Here is an 18,263-nt window from a genome sequence, read left to right as displayed (position 1 = left end):
GTCGCGCCCAGGTGCGCTCCTACGCGGGTGGTCGGGCGTTACAGCCGCACGATACCGATCACCACCAGGATGAAGATGCTCCACTTGAGCACCTGGTACAGCGGGTTGTTGCGCTCTTTCAACGCTTTGGCTTTCAGGCGCGCCGCGTAGAAATACCGAAACACGCGGTTGATGCCGCCTGTCTTGTCGCCGTCCTGATTGGGCGATGCGCCGGCCGACAGCAGGCTGCGGCCGACGAAGCGATTCAGCGCCGACGCCCAGCGCCAACGCATCGGGCGTTCGATATCGCAGAACAGGATGATGCGGTCCTGGTCGGTGTCATTGCGCGCATGATGGATATAGGTCTCGTCGAACATGGTCCACTCGCCGTCGCGCCAACTGTGGCGCTGGCCATCGACGTCGATGAAGCAGCGGTCGTCGTTGGGCGTGGCCAGGCCCAGGTGCAGGCGCATCGAGCCGGCGAACGGGTCGCGGTGCGGGCGCAGCTCGCTCCCCGGCGGCAGCTCGGCGAACATCGCCGCTTTCACCGTGGGGATGGACTTGAGCAACGCGGTGGTCTGCGGGCACAACTCGGCCGCCGACGGGTGCGCGGTGCCGTACCACTTCAGATAGAAGCGCTTCCAGCCGCGGCGGAAAAACGAGTTGAAGCCGATATCGGTATAGCCGTCGGCGGCGCGGATCTTCTGCATCTGCTGCAACGCCACCGCTTCATCGCGGATCACCGGCCAGTTGGCGCGCAGCGGCGCCAGCTCGGGGAATTCCTTGCCCGGGTCGATAAACGGTGTGGTCGGCACGCGCGAACACAGGTACATCAGCGTGTTGATCGGCGCCATGAAGGTGGAATGGTCGAGCAGCTGCCGGCTGAGCCGGTGCCGCACGCGACCGCGGTAATGGATGTACAGCGCCGACGCGATGAACAGCGCGATGAGAAGCCACTTCAACATGGGGGAAACCGTTTGGGGGCGGGGGTCGCTTGGGGCGGGGACCAGAAGCGGGTAGGCCAGCACAGGATCGCGGCACTTTATTAATGAATTCTACCGGCAGTCACTACAAAGCCCGCCGGCGCAGCATCGGCGTCGGCGCAATGCTGTGTATCACCGGCACAGGCGCGCGGCGGCGGGCGATGTGCACCGCAGCGCGGTCAGTCGATGCGGCGGCGGATCGGGATGGAGGACACCGGCACGCTGGCGATGTCCTGGCCGCGCTCGCGGATGGGCGCGCCCGGTGCCGGTGCCCAGGCGTGCGCGTAGATCACTTCCCAGGAACTGGGCAGGGTGCCGTCCGGCCGCCGTAACGGTTCGTAAGCGGCGCTGGCAGCGGCAAAGCGGCCACGGCCGGTCAGCGTGGCGCGGCGGTTGCTGAGCGCATTGGTCGCGCCCATCGCACGCAACTCGCGCATCAGCGCGGGCAGGTCGTTATAGGTGAGCGTGAACAGGTCGCGGTCCAGCACCGGGTCGCGGAAGCCGGACATCAGCAAGGCATCGCCGAATTGCGCGATCGGCGGGAAGCGGCTGACGTGCGGGGCGGTGTCGGCCTGGGCGAAAGCGTCGCGCAACTCGATCAAGGTTTCCGGCCCGAAGGTGGAGCACAACAGCAGCCCGCCCGGCCGCAGCGCGCGGCGGAACCCGGCGAACACTGCCGGCAGGTCTTCCACCCACTGCAGGCACAGGTTGCTGAAGATCACATCCACGCTGCCGTCGGCCACCGGCAGCGCGCGCGCATCGGCGCAGACCTGCGCGAACGGCTTCCACCAACCGGCGGCCTTACGCGCCTGGCGCAGCATCGGCATGGCCTGGTCGAGCGCGATCACCTGCGCCTTGGGCCAGCGTTTCTTGATCGCGCCGCTGGCGTGGCCGGGGCCGGCGCCGACATCCAGCACCACCTTGGGCACCTGCTCGCCCAGGTAATCGAGCGATTCGAGCAGGCGCGTTTCCACTTCGCGCTGCAACGCGGCGGCGGCGGCATAACTGTTGGCGGCCCGCGCAAAGGCGCGGCGGACGTGGCGGGGATCGAAAGTGCTGTTCATGACGACGCTATTGTCGCCCGTGGGCGCGGCGGAGGGAATCGATGCGTGGTGTGGCGTGGCAATCGGCCTGGAGAACTCTGCGAGCGGTCGCTCTGCCAGCGACTGCGTGGCGACCGCAATGAACTAGCAATGTGTTTCGACAAGCCGAGTCGTGGCCGAACACAACCGCGACGTCGTCCGCGGTTGCCACAAGCTCCGCATGGCCGGTGCGCTAGAACGTGCCCGGATAACTGCCGCCGTCGATCAGCAGGTTTTGCCCGGTGATATAGCCGGCCTGCGCGCTGCACAGAAACGCGCAAGCCGCGCCGAATTCATCCGGCTCGCCGAAGCGCCCGGCCGGGATGGCGGCCTGCTTGCGCGCGGCGACCGCCTCGGCGGTACTACCTTGCTGTTGCGCGATGGCGGCGAAGTTGCCGCGCAGGCGGTCGGTGGCGAACTGGCCGGGCAACAGATTGTTGAGCGTGACGTTGTCGACCACCGTGCTGCGCGCCAGCCCGGCAACGAAGCCGGTGAGGCCGGCACGTGCGCCGTTGGACAGGCCCAGGATGTCGATCGGCGCCTTCACCGCACTGGAGGTGATGTTGACGATGCGGCCGAAGCGGCGCGCACGCATGGCATCGACGGTGGCGCGGATCAGTTCGATCGGCGCCAGCATGTTGGCGTCCAGCGCGCGCAGCCAGTCCTCGCGTTCCCACTGCCGGAAATCGCCCGGCGGCGGGCCGCCTGCGTTATTGATCAGGATGTCGACCTGCGGGCAGGCTGCGAGCGCTGCGGCGCGTCCTTCCGGTGTTGCGATATCGGCCACGACACTGCGCACGTCTCCGGCGCCGGGCAGTGCGCGTAACGCATCGGCGGCTGCGTCCAGTGCAGCGCGGCCGCGTGCGGCGATCACCACGTTGACGCCTTCGCGCGCCAACGCGCGGGCGCAACCCAGGCCCAACCCTTTGCTGGCAGCGCAGACCAATGCCCAGCGCCCGGCGATTCCCAGATCCATGCGATGTGTCCTCGATCAGCGAAGTCGCATGATCGGCGATCTGCTCACGGCACGGACGCAACGAAGCGTTGCAACGCCTCGGCTACCTGATCGGCGTGGCCGAGAAACGGAGCGTGACCGCCGCCGGCGATGGTGAGCGCCTGCGCGTGTGGCGCGAGCGCGGCGGCGGCGTGCATGCCGGCGGCCGGCACCAGCCGATCGCGTTGCCCGGCAATCCACAGACTAGGGCGCGCCAGCTGCGGCAATGCGCGGCGCAGGTCGGTACGTTCGAGCAGGCGCAAGCCGTGTTGCAGGGCGTCGGCCGCCGGCTCGCCGCGTGCGGTGAGCGTTTCGCGCAGGCTGCGCAGTTCGGCGCGCGCATGCGCCGAGCCCAAGGTATCCAACGCCAGAAAACGCTCCAGGGTGCCGCGGTAATCGCGCGCCAGGTCTTGGCCGAATTGCACGAACACGTCGCGCTCGACCGCATCGGCCCAGTCGGCACCCCGCACAAAGCGCGGCGTTGCCGCGATCATCGCCAGCCCACGCACCTGCGGTTGGGTGGCGGCGGCATGCAAGGCAAACAGGCCCCCCAGCGACCAGCCCACCCACACTGCCGGCGGCGTGGCCGCGGCAATCGCGGCGACCACGTACGGCAAGGCCAACGGCGTGGTGTCGTCATGACTGAAACCGTGCCCGGGCAGATCGACCAGATGCAGTTGGTAGTGCGACGACAGTCGCTCCACCAGCGGTGCGAACACGCCGCCGTGCAACGCCCAACCGTGCAGAAGAACCAGCGCAGGCCCGTGGCCGATGACATCGATATGCATGCGTGGATTGTCGCCGATTGGCGCGCGCTCAGCGTGCCGCGTGTGTGCGCACTGCGCTGATCGCAGGCGCCAGCACTGCCCATTGCTGGCGTGCATACCGGCGCCAGCACCAACGATCCGGCCAACGCCAGCGACGCGCGCGCTGTGTGGCGATCGCCGCTGCCAACCAGTCGTGATCGAAGCCCTCCCACACACCGGCCACGCTGCGCAGATTGCCGATCAGCGCCGGGTGCACCTCGTGCAGCAGCATCGTGCGCAGTTGCGGCAATGTAAACGGCGAGGCGGCCAGGATCCGGGCAATGCGCGCGTGGTCGCCATCGCACGCGCTGTCCAGATACAGCAGCGACAGCGCCTCCCAGACGCGGCGTTGCGCCGGCGTGGCGGTTTGCGTCTCGGGCGCGGTCATTGCCATGTCAGCGGACTTGTTCCGAGTGACTGCCCGCGTGGACGCTGCGGTATCGGCGCGGAGCTGTCGACACTCGGGTGGCTGCGTTCGAGTCGAAGCGCTGCCGCAGTGGGTTGATCAGGCGTGCGGTGAGGTGCCGTGCGCCCAAGGCCGCCAACGCAGGGTTGCATGCAGTCGGCAGGTGCGCTTGGACAGTGCGCACGCATCGAACCATTCGCGCGATACATCGAGCGTCCGGGCGCCGGCCGCGTCGGTCCGGCGTTGCGCACGAGCGCGCTGCCGGCAACGGTTTAGAGCAGCGAACAAAACGACTTTGCTCACCGCCAGGCGGGCGTGGGCAGTGCTCGGTGCGACATGGTCCACGCGTACACTCCGGTTTTTCCGCGCCGTCCACACCCACCTGACGACTGCTCGCTACGTTGTGTTAGCCGCTCTTAAGCGGACGCGCGCAGTGGCTGCCGGCTGACCACGTCGCGCGCCTGCACGATCGCCTCGATCAATGCTTGCACTTGCTGCGGCGTATGCAGCGCCGACAAGGTCACGCGCAGGCGCGCCTTGCCTTCGGGCACGGTGGGCGGGCGGATCGCGCCGACCATGAAACCGGCCTGTTCGAGTGCGGCCGACATCGCCATCACCGTGGCTTCCTCGCCGCATAGCAGCGGCTGGATCGGCGTGTCGGAGGCCATCAGTTCGAACCCATGCCGGCGCGCGCCATCGCGGAAGTTGCCGATCAGTTCGACCAGACGCGCACGCCGCCAATCGTCGCGCCGCGCCAGCCGTACCGCAGCCAGGGTGGCGGCTACCTGCGCCGGCGGCAGGGCGGTGGTGTAGATGTACGGGCGCGCGGTTTCGGCCAGATGGCGGATCAGCGCTTCTTCGCCGACCACGACCGCGCCGTAGCCGCCGAGCGCTTTGCCCAGCGTCACCAATTGCAGCGGCACTTCGGCAACGCCCAGGCCTGCATCGGCGACGCAGCCGCGCCCCTGCGGGCCCAGCACGCCCACGCCGTGCGCATCGTCGACATAGAACAAGGCCTCCTGCATGCGCGCCACCAGGCTCAAGGCACGCAGCGGCGCCACATCGCCATCCATGCTGAAAACGCCATCGCTGGCCAGCATCGCCGCGCCCTCGGGGGCGCCCTTGAGCTGGCGCATCGCGCCTTCTACATCCAGATGCGGATACCGCCGCAGCCGGCAGCCGGCCAGGCGCGTGGCGTCGAGCAGGCTGGCGTGGTTGAGCCGGTCCTGCACGCAGACATCGTCCTCTTCGCTGAGCAAGGCTTGCTGCACGGCCAGATTGGCGATGAAGCCGCTCCCGAACAGCAGCGCCGACGGGTAGCCCAGCCACTCGGCGATTTCGCGCTCGAGCGTTTCGTGTGCGGTGTGGTGGCCGCAGATCAGATGCGAGGCGGTCGCACCGGCGCCATCGCGCGCGGCGGCGTCCTGCAGGGCGGCAACCACTTCGAACTGTTGCGACAGGCCCAGATAGTCGTTGGAACAGAAACCGGTCAGCCAGCGGCCGTCGATCTCCAGCCGTACGCCATCGCGGCGGCCGACCTGGCGGCGCACCCGCACCCGTTCCTGGGCGACGCGCAACTTGCGAAGCGACGAAATCCGTTCGTGCAGATCGGGGCGAGCCATGAGGGAGTTCGACAACGAAAGAAGGGTCGCTAGCGTAGCGTGCCGCGGCCTCATCGCCCAGCCGGCACCGACGGCCGGTGGGGGCGGGTTGGCTGCCCGGTGAGCTTGGGCTGCCAGTCATGACGGTTTACTGCCGCGCCTGGCCCTACTGCGGTCAGCAGGGCCGGGCGCAGTGCAGGTTCATCCTTGGACGGCGTGCGCCGTCGTCACGCTGCGTGCTCACACGCCGCGCCGCGGGTGATGTCCGCATGCACCGTGCCGGGGTGATCGTGGTCGGCGGCGTCGACGGTGATCTGCATCGGGCGCAGGCCCAGGCGCTGGAACAGGGCCTGGTCGCGCTCGGTGTCCGGGTTGCCGGTGGTCAGCAGTTTTTCGCCGTAGAAGATCGAGTTGGCGCCGGCCAGGAAGCACAGCGCCTGCAGCTCGTCGCTCATCGCCTCGCGGCCGGCGGACAGGCGCACCATCGACTTGGGCATGACGATGCGTGCCACCGCGATCATGCGCACGAACTCGAACGGGTCCAGTTGCTGGGTGCCGTGCAGCGGCGTGCCGGGGACCTGCACCAGCTGGTTGATCGGCACCGAGTCCGGGTGTGCCGGCAAGGTGGCCAGCGCCAGCAGCAGGCCGATGCGGTGCTCGCGGGTCTCGCCCATGCCGACGATGCCGCCGCAGCAGGTCTTCAGGCCCACATCGCGCACGTGCTCCAGGGTGTTCAGGCGGTCCTGGTACTGGCGGGTGTGGATGATGGAATCGTAGTAATCCGGCGCGGTGTCCAGATTGTGGTTGTAGTAATCCAGCCCGGCGTCCTTGAGCGCGCGCGCCTGGCCGGCGTCGAGCATGCCGAGCGTGGCGCAGGTTTCCAGGCCCATGGCTTTGACCTCGCGGATCATCGCGGCCACCTTGGGGATGTCGCGCTCCTTCGGCGAGCGCCACGCCGCGCCCATGCAGAACCGCGAGGCGCCGGCGGCCTTGGCCTGGCGTGCCTTGGCGACCACTTCTTCGGTTTCCATCAGCTTTTGCGCGGTCACGCCGGTGTCGTAGCGCTGCGCTTGCGGGCAGTAAGCGCAATCTTCCGGGCAACCGCCGGTCTTGACCGACAGCAGCGTGGAGACCTGCACCTGCGCCGGATCGAACTGTGCGCGGTGCACGCTGGCCGCGTGATGCAGCAACTCGGGGAACGGCAGATCGAACAACGCCTGCAGCTCTTTGCGATCCCAGTCATGGCGTACGACAACAGACATCGGAGTTTCCTGACAGTCAGCGGCTTGGAAGCCAGGCAGTCTGGTGAGCATGGAAGAGGCTGTCAACTTTGAAGAGGTGGGGTCGGTTTACAGGTGGCCGCAACGGGTGTTGCGCCTGCTGCTGCCAAGCCTGTGCCTGGTCTGCGCGGAAGCGGGCATGGCCGATTGCGATCTGTGTCCATCGTGCCGGGCCGCATTGCCGGAGCACGGCCATGCCTGTCTGTGTTGCGCCACCCAACTGTTCGCCTCCGATGGGGTGGCACTGTGCGGGCAGTGCCTGCAGCAGATCCCGCCGCTGCAGCGCGTGCATGCATGCTTTACCTATCGTTGGCCGGTGGACGGGTTGCTGCGGCGCTTCAAGTTCCATCAGGACCTGGCGGCAGGGCGACTGCTCAGCGAATTGATGGCCAGGCGCTGCGCACGGTTGCCGCGGCCGCAGGCCCTGGTGCCGGTGAGCCTGCATCGGCAGCGCCTGCGTCAGCGCGGTTACGACCAAGCGCTTGAGCTGGCCAAACCGCTGGGCCGCGCGCTGCGGTTGCCGTGTTTGCCGTTGCTGCGCCGCGTGCGTGCGACGGCGCCGCAATCCGAGCTGGATGCCGTCGAGCGCCAACGCAATCTGCGCGACGCCTTCATCGCACGCGGCGCCTTGCCCGCACATGTGGCGCTGGTGGACGACGTGATGACCACCGGCGCCACGCTGCACGCCGCAGCGCTGGCCTTGCGACGCGCGGGCGTGCAGCGGGTCGATGCCTGGGTGTGCGCGCGGGTGCCGTGAGGGTGTGGCTGGGAGCGATCTGTGGTTGAGATGGCCGGGGGGCTGAGGCAAGGCTGCGGTAGGTGGTGGCAAGCTAGGTCAACGACGGGGTCGGGCGGGCTGGCGCTTTGCCGCTCTGTGCGGCTGATAAGCGCGTTACGCGTTCTCGCTTCGCTTCAGGTGCGGTGGTCAGGTGGGTGCTGTTCTTTTAGCGCGACGCTGCCCTGGGTTCTCGGGTAGCAGGCGGGCGTTCTTTTCACTCGGTGAGCGCGATCACAGGCGAAGACGCGAGTGTCGGTGGACTGCTGTCGCGCTTAAAACGCTTAAAACAGGGGCGAAGTGAGCCGAGGCCACTCGCAGATGCTGATGCGAGTGCGGGCTTGTTGCATCGGCCCGTACCCTCACCCCAACCCCTCTCCCGCAGGAGAGGGGCTTGTCGCCTGCGGAATGGCGCTCAGCACTTTGGACCTTATCTGGACAGGTCGGTGCGGGTTCTATCAGCGCGGTTGTGGAAAGAGATCGCCTGCTCGGAAAGCCTGGCGCACAGCCTTTAGCGTCTCCCAAACCCCAAACCCCAAACCCCAAACCCCAAACCCCAAACCCCACAGCCCAAAGCCCACACCCCGAATTACGAATCCCAAACTACGAATCCCCAATCCCCGCTGCTAACGCACCGCCGCCGCGATCCCGACAAAGATCGCCAGACCCACCCAGTTGTTATGCAGGAAGGCGCGAAAGCAGGGGCCGCGTTCGCGGTGGCGGGCGATGCGGAATTCGTAGAGCACCAGCGCCGCCGCCACGCCCAGGCCCGCCCAGTAGGCTGCATCCAGGCCGGCGCGCAGTCCGACGGCTGCCAGGGTCGCAAACATCGCCGCATAGAGCGCGCCTTGCGCCAGCAGGTCGTACTTGCCGAACAGAATGGCGGTGGACTTGCTGCCCATGCGGATGTCGTCGTCGCGGTCGACCATGGCGTACCAGGTGTCGTACGCGGTCGCCCACAGGATATTGGCTGCATACAACAACCAGCCCAGCAACGGCACGCTGCCTTGTACCGCCGCAAAGCCCATCGGGATGCCCCAGCCGAACGCCATGCCCAGGTAGACCTGCGGTAGGTGGGTGTGACGCTTCAGATAGGGGTAACTCGCGGCCAGGAACACGCCGGGCACGCTCAGTGCCACGGTCAGCCAGTTGAGGCTGAGCACCAATGCGAACGCCACCAGCATCAGCACCACGAATACCCACAGCGCTTCGCGCCCGGACACCGCGCCGGTGGCGAGCGGGCGCGACTTGGTGCGCTCTACATGCGGGTCCAGCCAGCGGTCGGCGTAGTCGTTGATCACGCAGCCGGCCGAGCGGGTCAGCCAGACCCCGGCGGTGAACACGAACAACGTCCATAACGGTGGCATGCCGTCGGCTGTCAGCCACAGTGCCCACCAGGTGGGCCAGAGCAGCAGCAAGCTGCCGATCGGGCGGTCGCCACGCACCAGTTTCCAGTATTGCCCCAGCCGCTCGGACCACGTCAGCGCGGGCGCTGCGGGTGCCTGTTCGAAACCATGCTTGCTCATGCTGCAAAGGGTAGCAGCGCGCCCTGGATGCGGCCATCTGGATGCGGCCATGCACGTGCCGGCTGCAAGAACTCCGGTCAACACGGGGACATGCATCTGCGGTCGGAACTGGGGCGAAGCACCATGTGCGTGAGGCTCGGTGGCTGCGTCGGGTGTCGGCTGCTCCGGGGAGGGCGTGCGCTCCGCATGAGGGAGTCTGCGGAACACATTGGACAGCTCCCGCCGGGCGGTCTGCGGACGCCAGCGGCCCAAGGCATCACGCGGGTGGCACGGGTTCTGGCATAATGCGCGGCCAGGCGCTCGTAGCTCAGCCGGATAGAGTAGTGGCTTCCGAAGCCATTGGTCGGGGGTTCGAATCCCTCCGGGCGCACCAGATCGCATCGTTCGGCCCGCTGCAGTGGCATTCCATTGCAGCGGGCCGAAGTCGTTTCTGGGGTCAGGTCTTACGGTTTCTAAGCGCCTTTGCGTCGCAAGTGACGCTGCATGTCGCCAGTGCTGGTGTCGAAGTTTGTGATGTTCTGTCCCGGCAGCGCGGATGCACCGCTGCGAAGCCGGACGTTTACCTCGCAGCGCTAGTGTGGGCCGATGTCATCGTGTGTGAGTGCTGATGGCCTTCGCTTAGTGCGCCTGTGAGCGCCATGCGAGGCGTCCATTGCGGACTGCGCTCAAGCCTGCGGCGAATCGCTCCCACGTCATGTGTCGAAGAACGTGGTGCGCCGAACAGGCCTCGACGCTGGACTCACTCAGACACTGGGCTCACGCAAAGGCAGGGCGCGTACGCCCTGCCTTTGAAGCGAATCAGAGGCTGTCCGGTGCCGGTGCGGTGGCCCTGGCGTGCTGCTTGCCGCGCGCGTGTTCGATGGCGGTGCGCAACTTGCGGGCCGCGCCGGTGACGGCGGAGGCGGTGGTTTCGGCGCTATTGGTGGCAGCGATCGGCGGCAAACCGGCGACGTGCGCTTCGATACTGCAGGTTCGATCCGCTGCGCCGCCGCGTTGGCCGTTCTCGTCGCGCAAATGCACTTCGACGCGGGTGATGTCGTTGGCGAAATGCGCCAGCTGGGCGGTGCAGGTCTTCTCGACATGCTGCACGACGGACGGGTCATGCGGCACGTGCTTGTCGGTCTGGATCTGAATCTGCATGGAGTTCTCCTTCGCGGTCATCCGCTGCGTCTGCCGCAGCGGTGACCTGATTCTGCGACAGCGCACTGTTGCCGCGAGGTGACAAGCCGCACAACGTTCATGCGCAGGTTTGGATGCGGGGATGCCACGTCACATGCGGCTGCTGGCGTGATAGCTGCCTTTGCTGACGAGCCGCCCATTGCGTCTTGCCATTGCATATTGGCGAGCTCTGCCAGCCTGAACCCGGCTGGCAGTGGCGATCGGCTGCGCTGTAGGCAGTGGCTTAAGATGCCGGCACCGCGGTGGTCCGCGCCTGTCCGATGCCTGCCTGTGTCCGAATTCCGAGTTGTTCGAAGTACTCCGTGGGGTGTGGTGCGGCGTCTGTTGTTGCTGGCCGTGCTGTGGACGGTCTGCGTGGGCGCGGCGGCGGCGCAGGACGAGGACAAGCAGCTGGAGAGTACGAAGACCCAGCTGGACAGCATGCAGCAGGTGGTGACCAAGGCCGACGCGGGCATGGACAAGGCCGATACCGAGCAGCTCGTCAAGCTGACCGATGACGTCACCGGCACCCAGCGGAAGGCGCAGGACCTGGTACGCATGTTGGAGCAGCCGCTCAAAGATCTCGATGAGCGGCTGAGTGGGCTTGGTGTCCAGCAGGACAACGAACTGGCCGACCTGTCCAAACAACGCAGATCGCTGACCAAAGAGCGCGATCAGTTGAAAGCCGAGTTCGACCGGGCCACGCTGCTGGTCTCCAACGCCAAGGACCTGGCCGATCGGCTCGAACGCGAGCGGGTGCAGCGCTTCAGCGTCAAGCTCTCGACGCGGGTCGCCTCGCCGCTGTCGCCTGCGTTGTGGGGCCAGATCACACAGCAATGGCCCGACGATCGTGGCCGCCTGCAGGCGCTGTCCGGCAAGGCGGTGCAGGTGGTGCAGGCGGGAACCGCAGCCAACGGCGTGGGTGGGTTGATCACCGGTGCCTTGGTCGCGTTGTTTCTGGCACTCCCGCTGCGTATTTTCCTGCGCCACCTGGGGCGCCGTTACGCGGCCTCGCGTGCGCCGGGCGGACGCCTGAGGCGCTCCGGGCTGGCGCTGTGGTTCCTGTTGGTCGGCACCCTGAGCCTGGGGGTGGCGGCGTTCGTGCTGGCCGAAAGCATTCGCGCGTTGAGCGAGCTGCCAGAGGATTTCGATCAATGGCTGACCGGGTTTGTCGCCATCAGTGTGGTGGCAGCCTTCGTCGGTTCGCTCAGTGCCAGCCTGCTGATGAAACACCAGCCCAGCTGGCGCCTGTTTCCGCTGGACGATGCCACTGTCGATCGCCTGCGCCTGCATTGTCTTGCCACTGCGGCAGTGATCTGGTTCAGCGGTATGGCGATGAAAACCAACGAGGTAGCCGGCAGCAGCGGCGCGCTGCTCACGGCCACCGACGCGCTGGCCGCCTTGCTGTACGCCGGCTTGATCCTGTCGGCATTGGCTGGCTTGAGCCTGTCGTTACGCGCGCATGCGGCCAATGCCGGCGTGGCCGATCCCGATAGCGATGCGCCGCCGCCGGTGGTGTCGCGCGGTGGCGGTTTTATCGTGCTGATCCGCCTGTTGGGCCACCTGGCGGTGATCTTCGCGTTGATCGCGGCCTTGTTCGGCTATCTCAATCTGGCCTTGTTCGTAGAGCGGCAGATCATCTGGATCACCTTGGTGTGCAGCCTGCTCGGCTTGCTGGTGATCTTTGCCGACGATCTGATGACCTGGTTGTTCAAGCCGGATGGGCGCTTCAGCCGCGCGCTGTCGCACGCGCTCAGCATCGGGAGCGGACGCCTGGTACAGCTGGGCTTGCTGATCTCGGCGGCGGCGCGGGTGTTGCTGGTGCTGTTGGGCATTGCGGTGCTGTTGACGCCGTATGGCGCCAACATCAACGTGGTCACCGACTGGGCGGAGAACATCGCGCACGGCATCCCCATCGGCAAGGAACTGGTGATCACTCCCGGCGATGTGTTCCGGGCGCTGTGCGTGTTCCTGCTTGGCATGGGACTGGTGCAAGTGGTGCAGCAGTGGCTGCTCAATACCTATTTGCCCAAGACCGAGCTCGATGACGGGGCGCGCAACTCGATCAGCACGGTGGCGCGCTATCTGGGCTGGTTGATCGTAGTGGTGTGGGGTCTGACCGCATTGGGTCTGGATCTGAAGCGGCTGGCTCTGGTGTTGAGCGCATTGTCGGTGGGTATCGGTTTCGGTTTGCAGGCGATCACGCAGAACTTCGTGTCGGGGTTGATCCTGTTGGCCGAGCGGCCGGTGAAAATCGGCGATTGGGTGCGTATCGGCGACCAGGAAGGCGATGTGCGCAAGATCAGTGTGCGTGCGACCGAAATCCAGGTCGGCGATCGCTCCACCCTGATCGTGCCGAATTCGGAATTGATTACCAAAAGCGTGCGCAACATGACCCTGTCCAATCCGATGGGGCGGGTGCAATTGCAGTTCTCGGTACCGCTGGAAACCGAAGTGGCGAAGGTGCGCGACATGCTGCTGGAACTGTTCGCCGAGCATGCCAAGGTGCTGGCCGAGCCGGCGCCGTCGGTATTCATCGACTCGCTGGCCGGCGGCCATGTCAACTTCAATTCGTTCGCCTACGTGCGCAGCCCGCGCGATTCGTATGGCGTGCGCAGCGAGCTGTTCTTTGCGTTGTTGCAGCGGATGGAGACGGTGGGGATTGCGCTGCAGTCGCCGCAGGAAATCCGCTTCAGTCGTGCCGGGGTGGCGGTGGCACGCGATGGTGGCGAGGACGCGTCGTCAGCGCCGCAGTGATGCGGCGTGTGCACCCCGCCTAACGTGCGTGACGTAGACGTGCGTCGGCATGTGTTGGACATCGCCGGTAACGCTGCATCGCGCGCCAGCGCGCTCCTGCGAGGCGAATGCGTTTGGCAGCACTGCTGCTTTACGAACGGTCGGCCACCGGGGTGTCCTTGACCAGTGCCAGATCGTCGACGCTGACATCTTCGGTGTAGTCGAGCCAGGCGCGAATTTCCAAGTCTTCCACCGCATGCTCCAGGCCCACCGGCATGCGGATGCGTCCGGCGGCATCGGGCACCACCCATTGCTGGGCCAGTATCACCTTGCGCTCGGACGACACCGCTTCCACCCAGAACGCGCGGGTAGGGCGACGCTTGGCGTAGAGCTCGAGCATGTAGCTGCCGGCAGCGGTCTTGCGCGCGGATTGGGTGAGCATGATCGGCTGACGCACGCGCGGGCGCGGACCTTGCGGGGTGGCATCCAGGGGCGCATCGACGGCGATGCCGCGGGTCAGGTCCGGGTCGCGGTAGAGCTTCATGTTTTGCTGGCGATCGACGACCAGCGCGCACCAGTCGCCATCGGCCGAGCCGTCCTCGAATGCGGTGCAGCGGTCCACGTAGGCCAGCGTGCCCTTGCTGTGAGTGCGGTCGAACTGGCGCGAGGTGTTTTCCAGATACACCGTTTTCAGATGGGTGTCTTCGTCGTATTCGAGCAGCACCGGCGGGCGCACCTGTTGCACGCCCACCACCATATCGCCATTGCCGTTGACGCGCAGCATGCGGGTGCTTTGCCCGGTCCAGAGCGTGCGCGCAAAGGCGAGATAGCGCGGGTAATCCTTGCCGCTGTCGCGACTGGCGGCGACGCTGGCGCTGGGCGGTGCATCGCTGGCAAGCAGGGAGCGGCCGAAGCCCAGGGTGCGCATGCCCGGCTCAAGCAACTGCAGTAGCGTGGCACCGGAATCGAGCGTGCTGCCTGCGCGCGTGAGCACCTGTTGCGGCGCGATGCCCTTGCCGAGAAACAACAGCAGGTTTTCGCGTTTCTGATGGGCCAACACATCGCTCAGATCGTTCGGCATGGCCAGATGATCGGACGCGATCACGATGATGGTGTTGTTGCCGTAGCGACTGTTGCGGATGCGCGCCACCAGCTCGCCGATCAGGCGGTCGCTGCACTTGATCGCATGCAACAGACCGATGTCGCCCAGCGCGCTGTCGTAGCGCTGGCCCTTGCACGCCAGCGGCAGGTGGCCGGCCGGGTGATGGGTGTCCATGGTCAGCGTGGTCAGCATGAACGGTTGGCCGGCGCGCGACAGGGTCTGGAAGCTGTCCCAGGCATCGTCCAGCAACACGTCGTCGTGTACGCCCCATGCGGAAAAGTGCTTGGGCGCTACGCCTTTATCGCGGAAATGCTGCACGTCATCCACCACGTCGAAGCCATGGCTGGACAGGAAACGGCCCTTGCCGGCAAAGCTGGCATCGGCACCGCCCACGTAGTGATTGCGGTAGCCCTGATCCTTGAGATAGTCGCCCAGGCAGCGCGCTTCGGGCAGGAACATGCCCATGCGATCCATGCTGTTTTCATCGCCGGGTGCGGTGGTCAGCGGCACGCCGCACATCGAGGCCACCATGCCGGCGATGGTCCACCCGCTGCCTTCGGTGGAACTGAGATTGCGTACGTCCACCGCTTCGGTGGCCAGCGCGCGCAGGTTGGGCATCAGGCCCGGAAACACCGACTCATCGAAGTAGGTGCGCTCCAGGCTCTCGCCGTAGATCCAGACGATGTTCTTGCGCTTTTGCAGCGGTTGCAGCGGCACCTGATATTCCGGCACCACCGTGGCGTAATCGACCGGACGCAACTGGTAGTACAGCCGTTTGCCATCGCGATACAGCGGGCTCAGCGCGATGCTGACCAACAACATCGCCACGAACGATCCGAACACCACACCGCCGCCGCGCGGGCGGCGGAAACGGCGCACCTTGACCAGGATGAGCGGGCTTAATGACAGCAGCAGCATGCCGATGAACACGGCGATGTAGCCGGAAAAGTCGCTGACGCCGGCGCCGTCCATGTCTGCGCGCAGGTGATAGAGCGTGGCCGCATTGACGCCGTCGCCGCTGAGCCGGTCGATCAAGCCCCAGGCGCTGAGCAGCAGCAGCAACAGCGACAGCAAGCCGGCTTTGAGCCAGGCCAGACGCGGCGAGGCGACCAACAGCCACAGCAATAGCAACAACGAGAACAACAACATCCAATGCATGCGCAACGTCCGTGGGGGAATGATGCGAGCGCGTACCGGACGCCTTGCTCGCCATGTCCTGTGCGCCACCTGCAATGTGACACCCGGATGACGGACTATGCCGCGCTGAAGCTGACTGAAATGTTTGTTGCGTTTGGATGTGGGTTTAGAGCGGCAAACAACACGTAGCGAGCAGTCGTCAGGTAGGTGTGGACGGCACGGAGGAACCGCAGTGTACGAGTGGTACATGCCGCACCGAGCGCCGGCTGCGCCCGCCTGGCGGTAAGTACAGTGGTCTTGTTAGCCGCTCTTAATGCTGTGTTCGATGCGGGTGTATGCATCCGCATGGAGTGTTGTTTGGGTGTGCTGTGGGGGCGGTGCGTGCGGTGTTGATTCAAGGCAGTCGCACTGGGTGCTGGCAAGGTAATTTGGCAATGCGCTGTGCGTGACGCATCTGTTGTGCGTGGTCACGAATGGCGGTGGATGATCGAGATCGGCCGATTACGTCGGGTTCGGTCTTCACTGATCGATGCAATCGGTCATATCGTTAGCGGGAGCGTTTGCGTCTGTTTGCGTCAGCGCGTCGTTGAGGGCGATGCGGGGTTTGCGTCACGCCGTCGAGGCTTGATGCATGGGCTCGATGAGCGGCGTTGCCCCGTACCCTCACCCCAACCCCTCTCCCGGTGGGAGAGGGGCTTTGTCGAATGGGAGCGCGCTGACTCGTCGGCCCCTATCTGTGCCCGCGCTCTTCGCGTGCGCGGACGCGGCGGTCGAATAGCAGTGCGCTGAGCACGATGCCAAGGCCCAGCACGACGCCGAGCAGAAACAGCACCATCGCAATGGCTGGATAGCCCCACAGTTTCAGGCCGGTTTCGATGCGCATCATCTGCGCCGAGGCCATGATCAGCGCAGCGGTGACGATGCCGGCTGCAACGCGGTTGGCAATCTTTTGCAGGCTTTCCATCAGATGCGATTCTTCCAGCCCGGTGACACGCATCTGCAGGCGGTTTTCCGCGGCCAGCGACAGGATCTCGGACATGCGGCGCGGTCCTTCGCGCACCAGATGCTGCAGTTCCATCGCTTCGCTGGCCAGGTTGGCGGCGGACAGCGATTTTTTCAGCCGCGCGCGCATCACATGCTGCAGGTGGCGTTCGACGATGCGGCGCGTGTCCAGGTTCGGCGACAACGCGCGGCACACGCCTTCCAGATTCAACAGGGTCTTGCCGAGCAGGCTCAGCTCAGGTGGCGTGCGCAGTCCGTTCGCGGTGGCGATACGCACCAGATCCAGTACCACGCGGCCTTCGGAGGTGGTGTCGTGCGCGGCATAGCGCGCGATCATCTGCCCGGTTTCGCGCTGGTAGCGGTCTTCGTCGTAATCCTCCAGGCGCGTGCTGAGCGCGATGGTCTCTTCGGCCACTTCTTCGCCGCGCCCGTCGACGGCGGCAAACAGCAACTTGAGCAGGCGCTCGCGCAGGCGCGGCGGTACATGCGCCACCATGCCCAGGTCGAAGATGGCCAGCCGCCCGTCCTGCAAGACACGCAGGTTGCCCGGATGCGGGTCGGCATGGATTTCGCCATGCACGAACATCTGATCCAGATAGCCCTTGACCAGCTCCGCCGCCAAATTATCCATCGGCTGCTCGGTGCGACGCAGGCCGGAGATCTTGTCCACGCGCACGCCTTCGGCCAGCTGCATGGTCAGTACCTTGCGGCTGCTCAGGTCCCAGATCGGTTGCGGTATCCACAACAACGGAAACGGCTTGAGATGTTTGCCGAAGCGCACCAGGGTTTCGGCTTCGTCTTCGTAATTGAGCTCGGCGCGCAGGGTCTTGCCGAATTCGCCCAGCCAGTCGGCAAAGCGTACGCGGCGGCCGATGCCGGTGAGCCGGTCGGCGGCGGTGGCAAAACTCTTGAGGACATCCAGGTCCGAGCGCACTTGCGCGGCGACTTCAGGTTTTTGCACCTTGATCGCCACCGGTGTGCCATCGCGCAACGCGGCCCGATGCACCTGCGCCAGCGAGGCGCAGCCCAGCGGCACCGGGTCGAAGAACGAGAACGCTTTGTTGACCGACACGCCGAGTTCTTCTTCGATGATCTGGCGGATGCGTTCCACCGGCACCGAGCTGGTGTTTTCCTGCATGCGCTCCAGCGCGGTGGCGAACTCCGGCGGCACGATGTCCGGGCGCGTGGACAACATCTGACCGAGTTTGACGAAGGTGGGGCCTAGCGATTCCAGGTCGGAGACGAACTGGTCGGGCGTGCCTTCGGCCGGCACCTCGTACTCGTTGATGGCGGCCGGATCCAGATTCATGCCGGCAAACACACCCGACCCGCGGTACCGCAGCAACAAGCGCAGGATCTGCGTACGCCGGCTCATGCCGCCCACCACGGCCTGATCGGCCGGGTGCGTTGCCGGAGCCGGTGTGCGGTGCGGGTCATTCGAACTCAAGGCCATCTCCGGGGCGTCATGCGAGCAGCGAGTGTGGCCAGCGCGGGGTCGTCAGCCGGTGAATCCGGGTGCGCAGTGACAGCGTTGCGAGCGCTGCCGATGCCTGCGCTGGCACGTGTCCGGCCTGGGCTTGGCAGTGCCGGCAACCGCCCGGCAACGGCATGCAACGACCGCACAATGGCCTGCCATCACCCCATGCGGGCGCAGGATCGGCGAGAATTCACGCCTACTCACGCACGACCACCCTCG

13 protein-coding genes, 1 tRNA gene and 2 other RNA genes are annotated in these 18,263 nt (G+C 66.0%); 4 read left to right on the top strand and 12 right to left on the bottom strand.

The features are described from left to right. Positions 1–38: 38 nt before the first annotated feature. The 5 genes from lpxO to RQH86_RS11815 all read right to left on the bottom strand — a co-directional run bounded on the left by lpxO (position 39) and on the right by RQH86_RS11815 (position 4,238). Positions 39–944 carry a lipid A hydroxylase LpxO gene (lpxO, locus tag RQH86_RS11835; RefSeq protein WP_311239540.1) on the bottom strand — a complete coding sequence of 302 codons (906 nt, stop codon included), beginning with the start codon at positions 942–944 and terminating at the stop codon, positions 39–41. 197 nt (positions 945–1,141) lie between these two features. Then, positions 1,142–2,026, bottom strand: coding sequence for a malonyl-ACP O-methyltransferase BioC (gene bioC, locus RQH86_RS11830; RefSeq protein ID WP_055853352.1), 885 nt, complete (start codon positions 2,024–2,026; stop codon positions 1,142–1,144). Between the two features lie 211 nt (positions 2,027–2,237). After that, the gene (locus RQH86_RS11825) at positions 2,238–3,020 is read right to left on the bottom strand and encodes an SDR family oxidoreductase (RefSeq protein ID WP_115561052.1); all 783 of its coding nucleotides are present in this window, start codon (positions 3,018–3,020) and stop codon (positions 2,238–2,240) included. Positions 3,021–3,064: 44 nt separating this feature from the next. Continuing rightward, the gene (gene bioH, locus RQH86_RS11820; RefSeq protein WP_311239541.1) at positions 3,065–3,826 is read right to left on the bottom strand and encodes a pimeloyl-ACP methyl ester esterase BioH; all 762 of its coding nucleotides are present in this window, start codon (positions 3,824–3,826) and stop codon (positions 3,065–3,067) included. Positions 3,827–3,854: 28 nt separating this feature from the next. Continuing rightward, entirely contained in the window at positions 3,855–4,238 is a 384-nt protein-coding gene (locus tag RQH86_RS11815; RefSeq protein WP_311239542.1) for a hypothetical protein, read from the bottom strand. Positions 4,239–4,586: 348 nt separating this feature from the next. Here RQH86_RS11815 and RQH86_RS11810 point away from each other — a divergent pair. Next, a non-coding RNA gene (locus tag RQH86_RS11810) (sX9 sRNA) lies at positions 4,587–4,662 on the top strand. A 4-nt stretch (positions 4,663–4,666) separates the two neighbouring features. On the opposite strand, the gene bioF is transcribed toward RQH86_RS11810, so the two are convergent. Both bioF and bioB read right to left on the bottom strand, forming a co-directional pair. Further along, positions 4,667–5,872 carry an 8-amino-7-oxononanoate synthase gene (gene bioF, locus RQH86_RS11805; RefSeq protein ID WP_055853344.1) on the bottom strand — a complete coding sequence of 402 codons (1,206 nt, stop codon included), beginning with the start codon at positions 5,870–5,872 and terminating at the stop codon, positions 4,667–4,669. 206 nt (positions 5,873–6,078) lie between these two features. Beyond that, positions 6,079–7,113: a biotin synthase BioB gene (gene bioB, locus RQH86_RS11800; RefSeq protein WP_115561056.1), complete on the bottom strand. Its 1,035-nt coding sequence runs from the start codon at positions 7,111–7,113 to the stop codon at positions 6,079–6,081. Positions 7,114–7,162: 49 nt separating this feature from the next. On the opposite strand from bioB, the gene RQH86_RS11795 reads away from it, so the two are divergent. Continuing rightward, positions 7,163–7,888: a ComF family protein gene (locus RQH86_RS11795; protein WP_193553172.1), complete on the top strand. Its 726-nt coding sequence runs from the start codon at positions 7,163–7,165 to the stop codon at positions 7,886–7,888. 644 nt (positions 7,889–8,532) lie between these two features. Here RQH86_RS11795 and ubiA read toward each other — a convergent pair. Next, the gene (ubiA, locus tag RQH86_RS11790; protein ID WP_311239543.1) at positions 8,533–9,432 is read right to left on the bottom strand and encodes a 4-hydroxybenzoate octaprenyltransferase; all 900 of its coding nucleotides are present in this window, start codon (positions 9,430–9,432) and stop codon (positions 8,533–8,535) included. Between the two features lie 296 nt (positions 9,433–9,728). Here ubiA and RQH86_RS11785 point away from each other — a divergent pair. Further along, positions 9,729–9,805: transfer RNA gene (locus RQH86_RS11785), tRNA-Arg, on the top strand. 425 nt (positions 9,806–10,230) lie between these two features. Here RQH86_RS11785 and RQH86_RS11780 read toward each other — a convergent pair. Then, positions 10,231–10,572, bottom strand: coding sequence for an HPF/RaiA family ribosome-associated protein (locus RQH86_RS11780; protein ID WP_055853941.1), 342 nt, complete (start codon positions 10,570–10,572; stop codon positions 10,231–10,233). 351 nt (positions 10,573–10,923) lie between these two features. Between RQH86_RS11780 and RQH86_RS11775 the strand changes: the two genes are divergently transcribed. Next, positions 10,924–13,347, top strand: coding sequence for a DUF3772 domain-containing protein (locus RQH86_RS11775; protein WP_311239555.1), 2,424 nt, complete (start codon positions 10,924–10,926; stop codon positions 13,345–13,347). A gap of 130 nt (positions 13,348–13,477) precedes the next feature. Here RQH86_RS11775 and RQH86_RS11770 read toward each other — a convergent pair whose 3' ends face one another. The 3 genes from RQH86_RS11770 to RQH86_RS11760 all read right to left on the bottom strand — a co-directional run bounded on the left by RQH86_RS11770 (position 13,478) and on the right by RQH86_RS11760 (position 18,020). After that, complete coding sequence (locus RQH86_RS11770; protein WP_311239544.1) at positions 13,478–15,586, bottom strand: phosphoglycerol transferase I; 2,109 nt, start codon at positions 15,584–15,586, stop codon at positions 13,478–13,480. A gap of 152 nt (positions 15,587–15,738) precedes the next feature. Further along, positions 15,739–15,814, bottom strand: a non-coding RNA gene (locus RQH86_RS11765) — sX9 sRNA. A 481-nt stretch (positions 15,815–16,295) separates the two neighbouring features. Next, complete coding sequence (locus tag RQH86_RS11760; RefSeq protein ID WP_311239545.1) at positions 16,296–18,020, bottom strand: AarF/UbiB family protein; 1,725 nt, start codon at positions 18,018–18,020, stop codon at positions 16,296–16,298. Positions 18,021–18,263: the final 243 nt, after the last annotated feature.

Origin of the sequence: Xanthomonas sp. WCS2018Noco2-27 (assembly GCF_031843525.1) — a bacterium.
In the GTDB taxonomy this organism is placed as follows: Bacteria; Pseudomonadota; Gammaproteobacteria; order Xanthomonadales; family Xanthomonadaceae; genus Xanthomonas.
Note: the sequence above shows the minus strand (reverse complement) of the source record. Positions and strands in the feature narration are given on the sequence as shown.

What these genes read in the sequence shown, in the direction of transcription:
- lpxO (WP_311239540.1), bottom strand. Translation starts at nt 944, where the DNA reads ATGTTGAAGTGGCTTCTCATCGCGCTGTTCATCGCGTCGGCGCTGTAC.
- bioC (WP_055853352.1), bottom strand. Translation starts at nt 2,026, where the DNA reads ATGAACAGCACTTTCGATCCCCGCCACGTCCGCCGCGCCTTTGCGCGG.
- RQH86_RS11825 (WP_115561052.1), bottom strand. Translation starts at nt 3,020, where the DNA reads ATGGATCTGGGAATCGCCGGGCGCTGGGCATTGGTCTGCGCTGCCAGC.
- bioH (WP_311239541.1), bottom strand. Translation starts at nt 3,826, where the DNA reads ATGCATATCGATGTCATCGGCCACGGGCCTGCGCTGGTTCTTCTGCAC.
- RQH86_RS11815 (WP_311239542.1), bottom strand. Translation starts at nt 4,238, where the DNA reads ATGGCAATGACCGCGCCCGAGACGCAAACCGCCACGCCGGCGCAACGC.
- bioF (WP_055853344.1), bottom strand. Translation starts at nt 5,872, where the DNA reads ATGGCTCGCCCCGATCTGCACGAACGGATTTCGTCGCTTCGCAAGTTG.
- bioB (WP_115561056.1), bottom strand. Translation starts at nt 7,113, where the DNA reads ATGTCTGTTGTCGTACGCCATGACTGGGATCGCAAAGAGCTGCAGGCG.
- RQH86_RS11795 (WP_193553172.1), top strand. Translation starts at nt 7,163, where the DNA reads ATGGAAGAGGCTGTCAACTTTGAAGAGGTGGGGTCGGTTTACAGGTGG.
- ubiA (WP_311239543.1), bottom strand. Translation starts at nt 9,432, where the DNA reads ATGAGCAAGCATGGTTTCGAACAGGCACCCGCAGCGCCCGCGCTGACG.
- RQH86_RS11780 (WP_055853941.1), bottom strand. Translation starts at nt 10,572, where the DNA reads ATGCAGATTCAGATCCAGACCGACAAGCACGTGCCGCATGACCCGTCC.
- RQH86_RS11770 (WP_311239544.1), bottom strand. Translation starts at nt 15,586, where the DNA reads ATGCATTGGATGTTGTTGTTCTCGTTGTTGCTATTGCTGTGGCTGTTG.
- RQH86_RS11760 (WP_311239545.1), bottom strand. Translation starts at nt 18,020, where the DNA reads ATGGCCTTGAGTTCGAATGACCCGCACCGCACACCGGCTCCGGCAACG.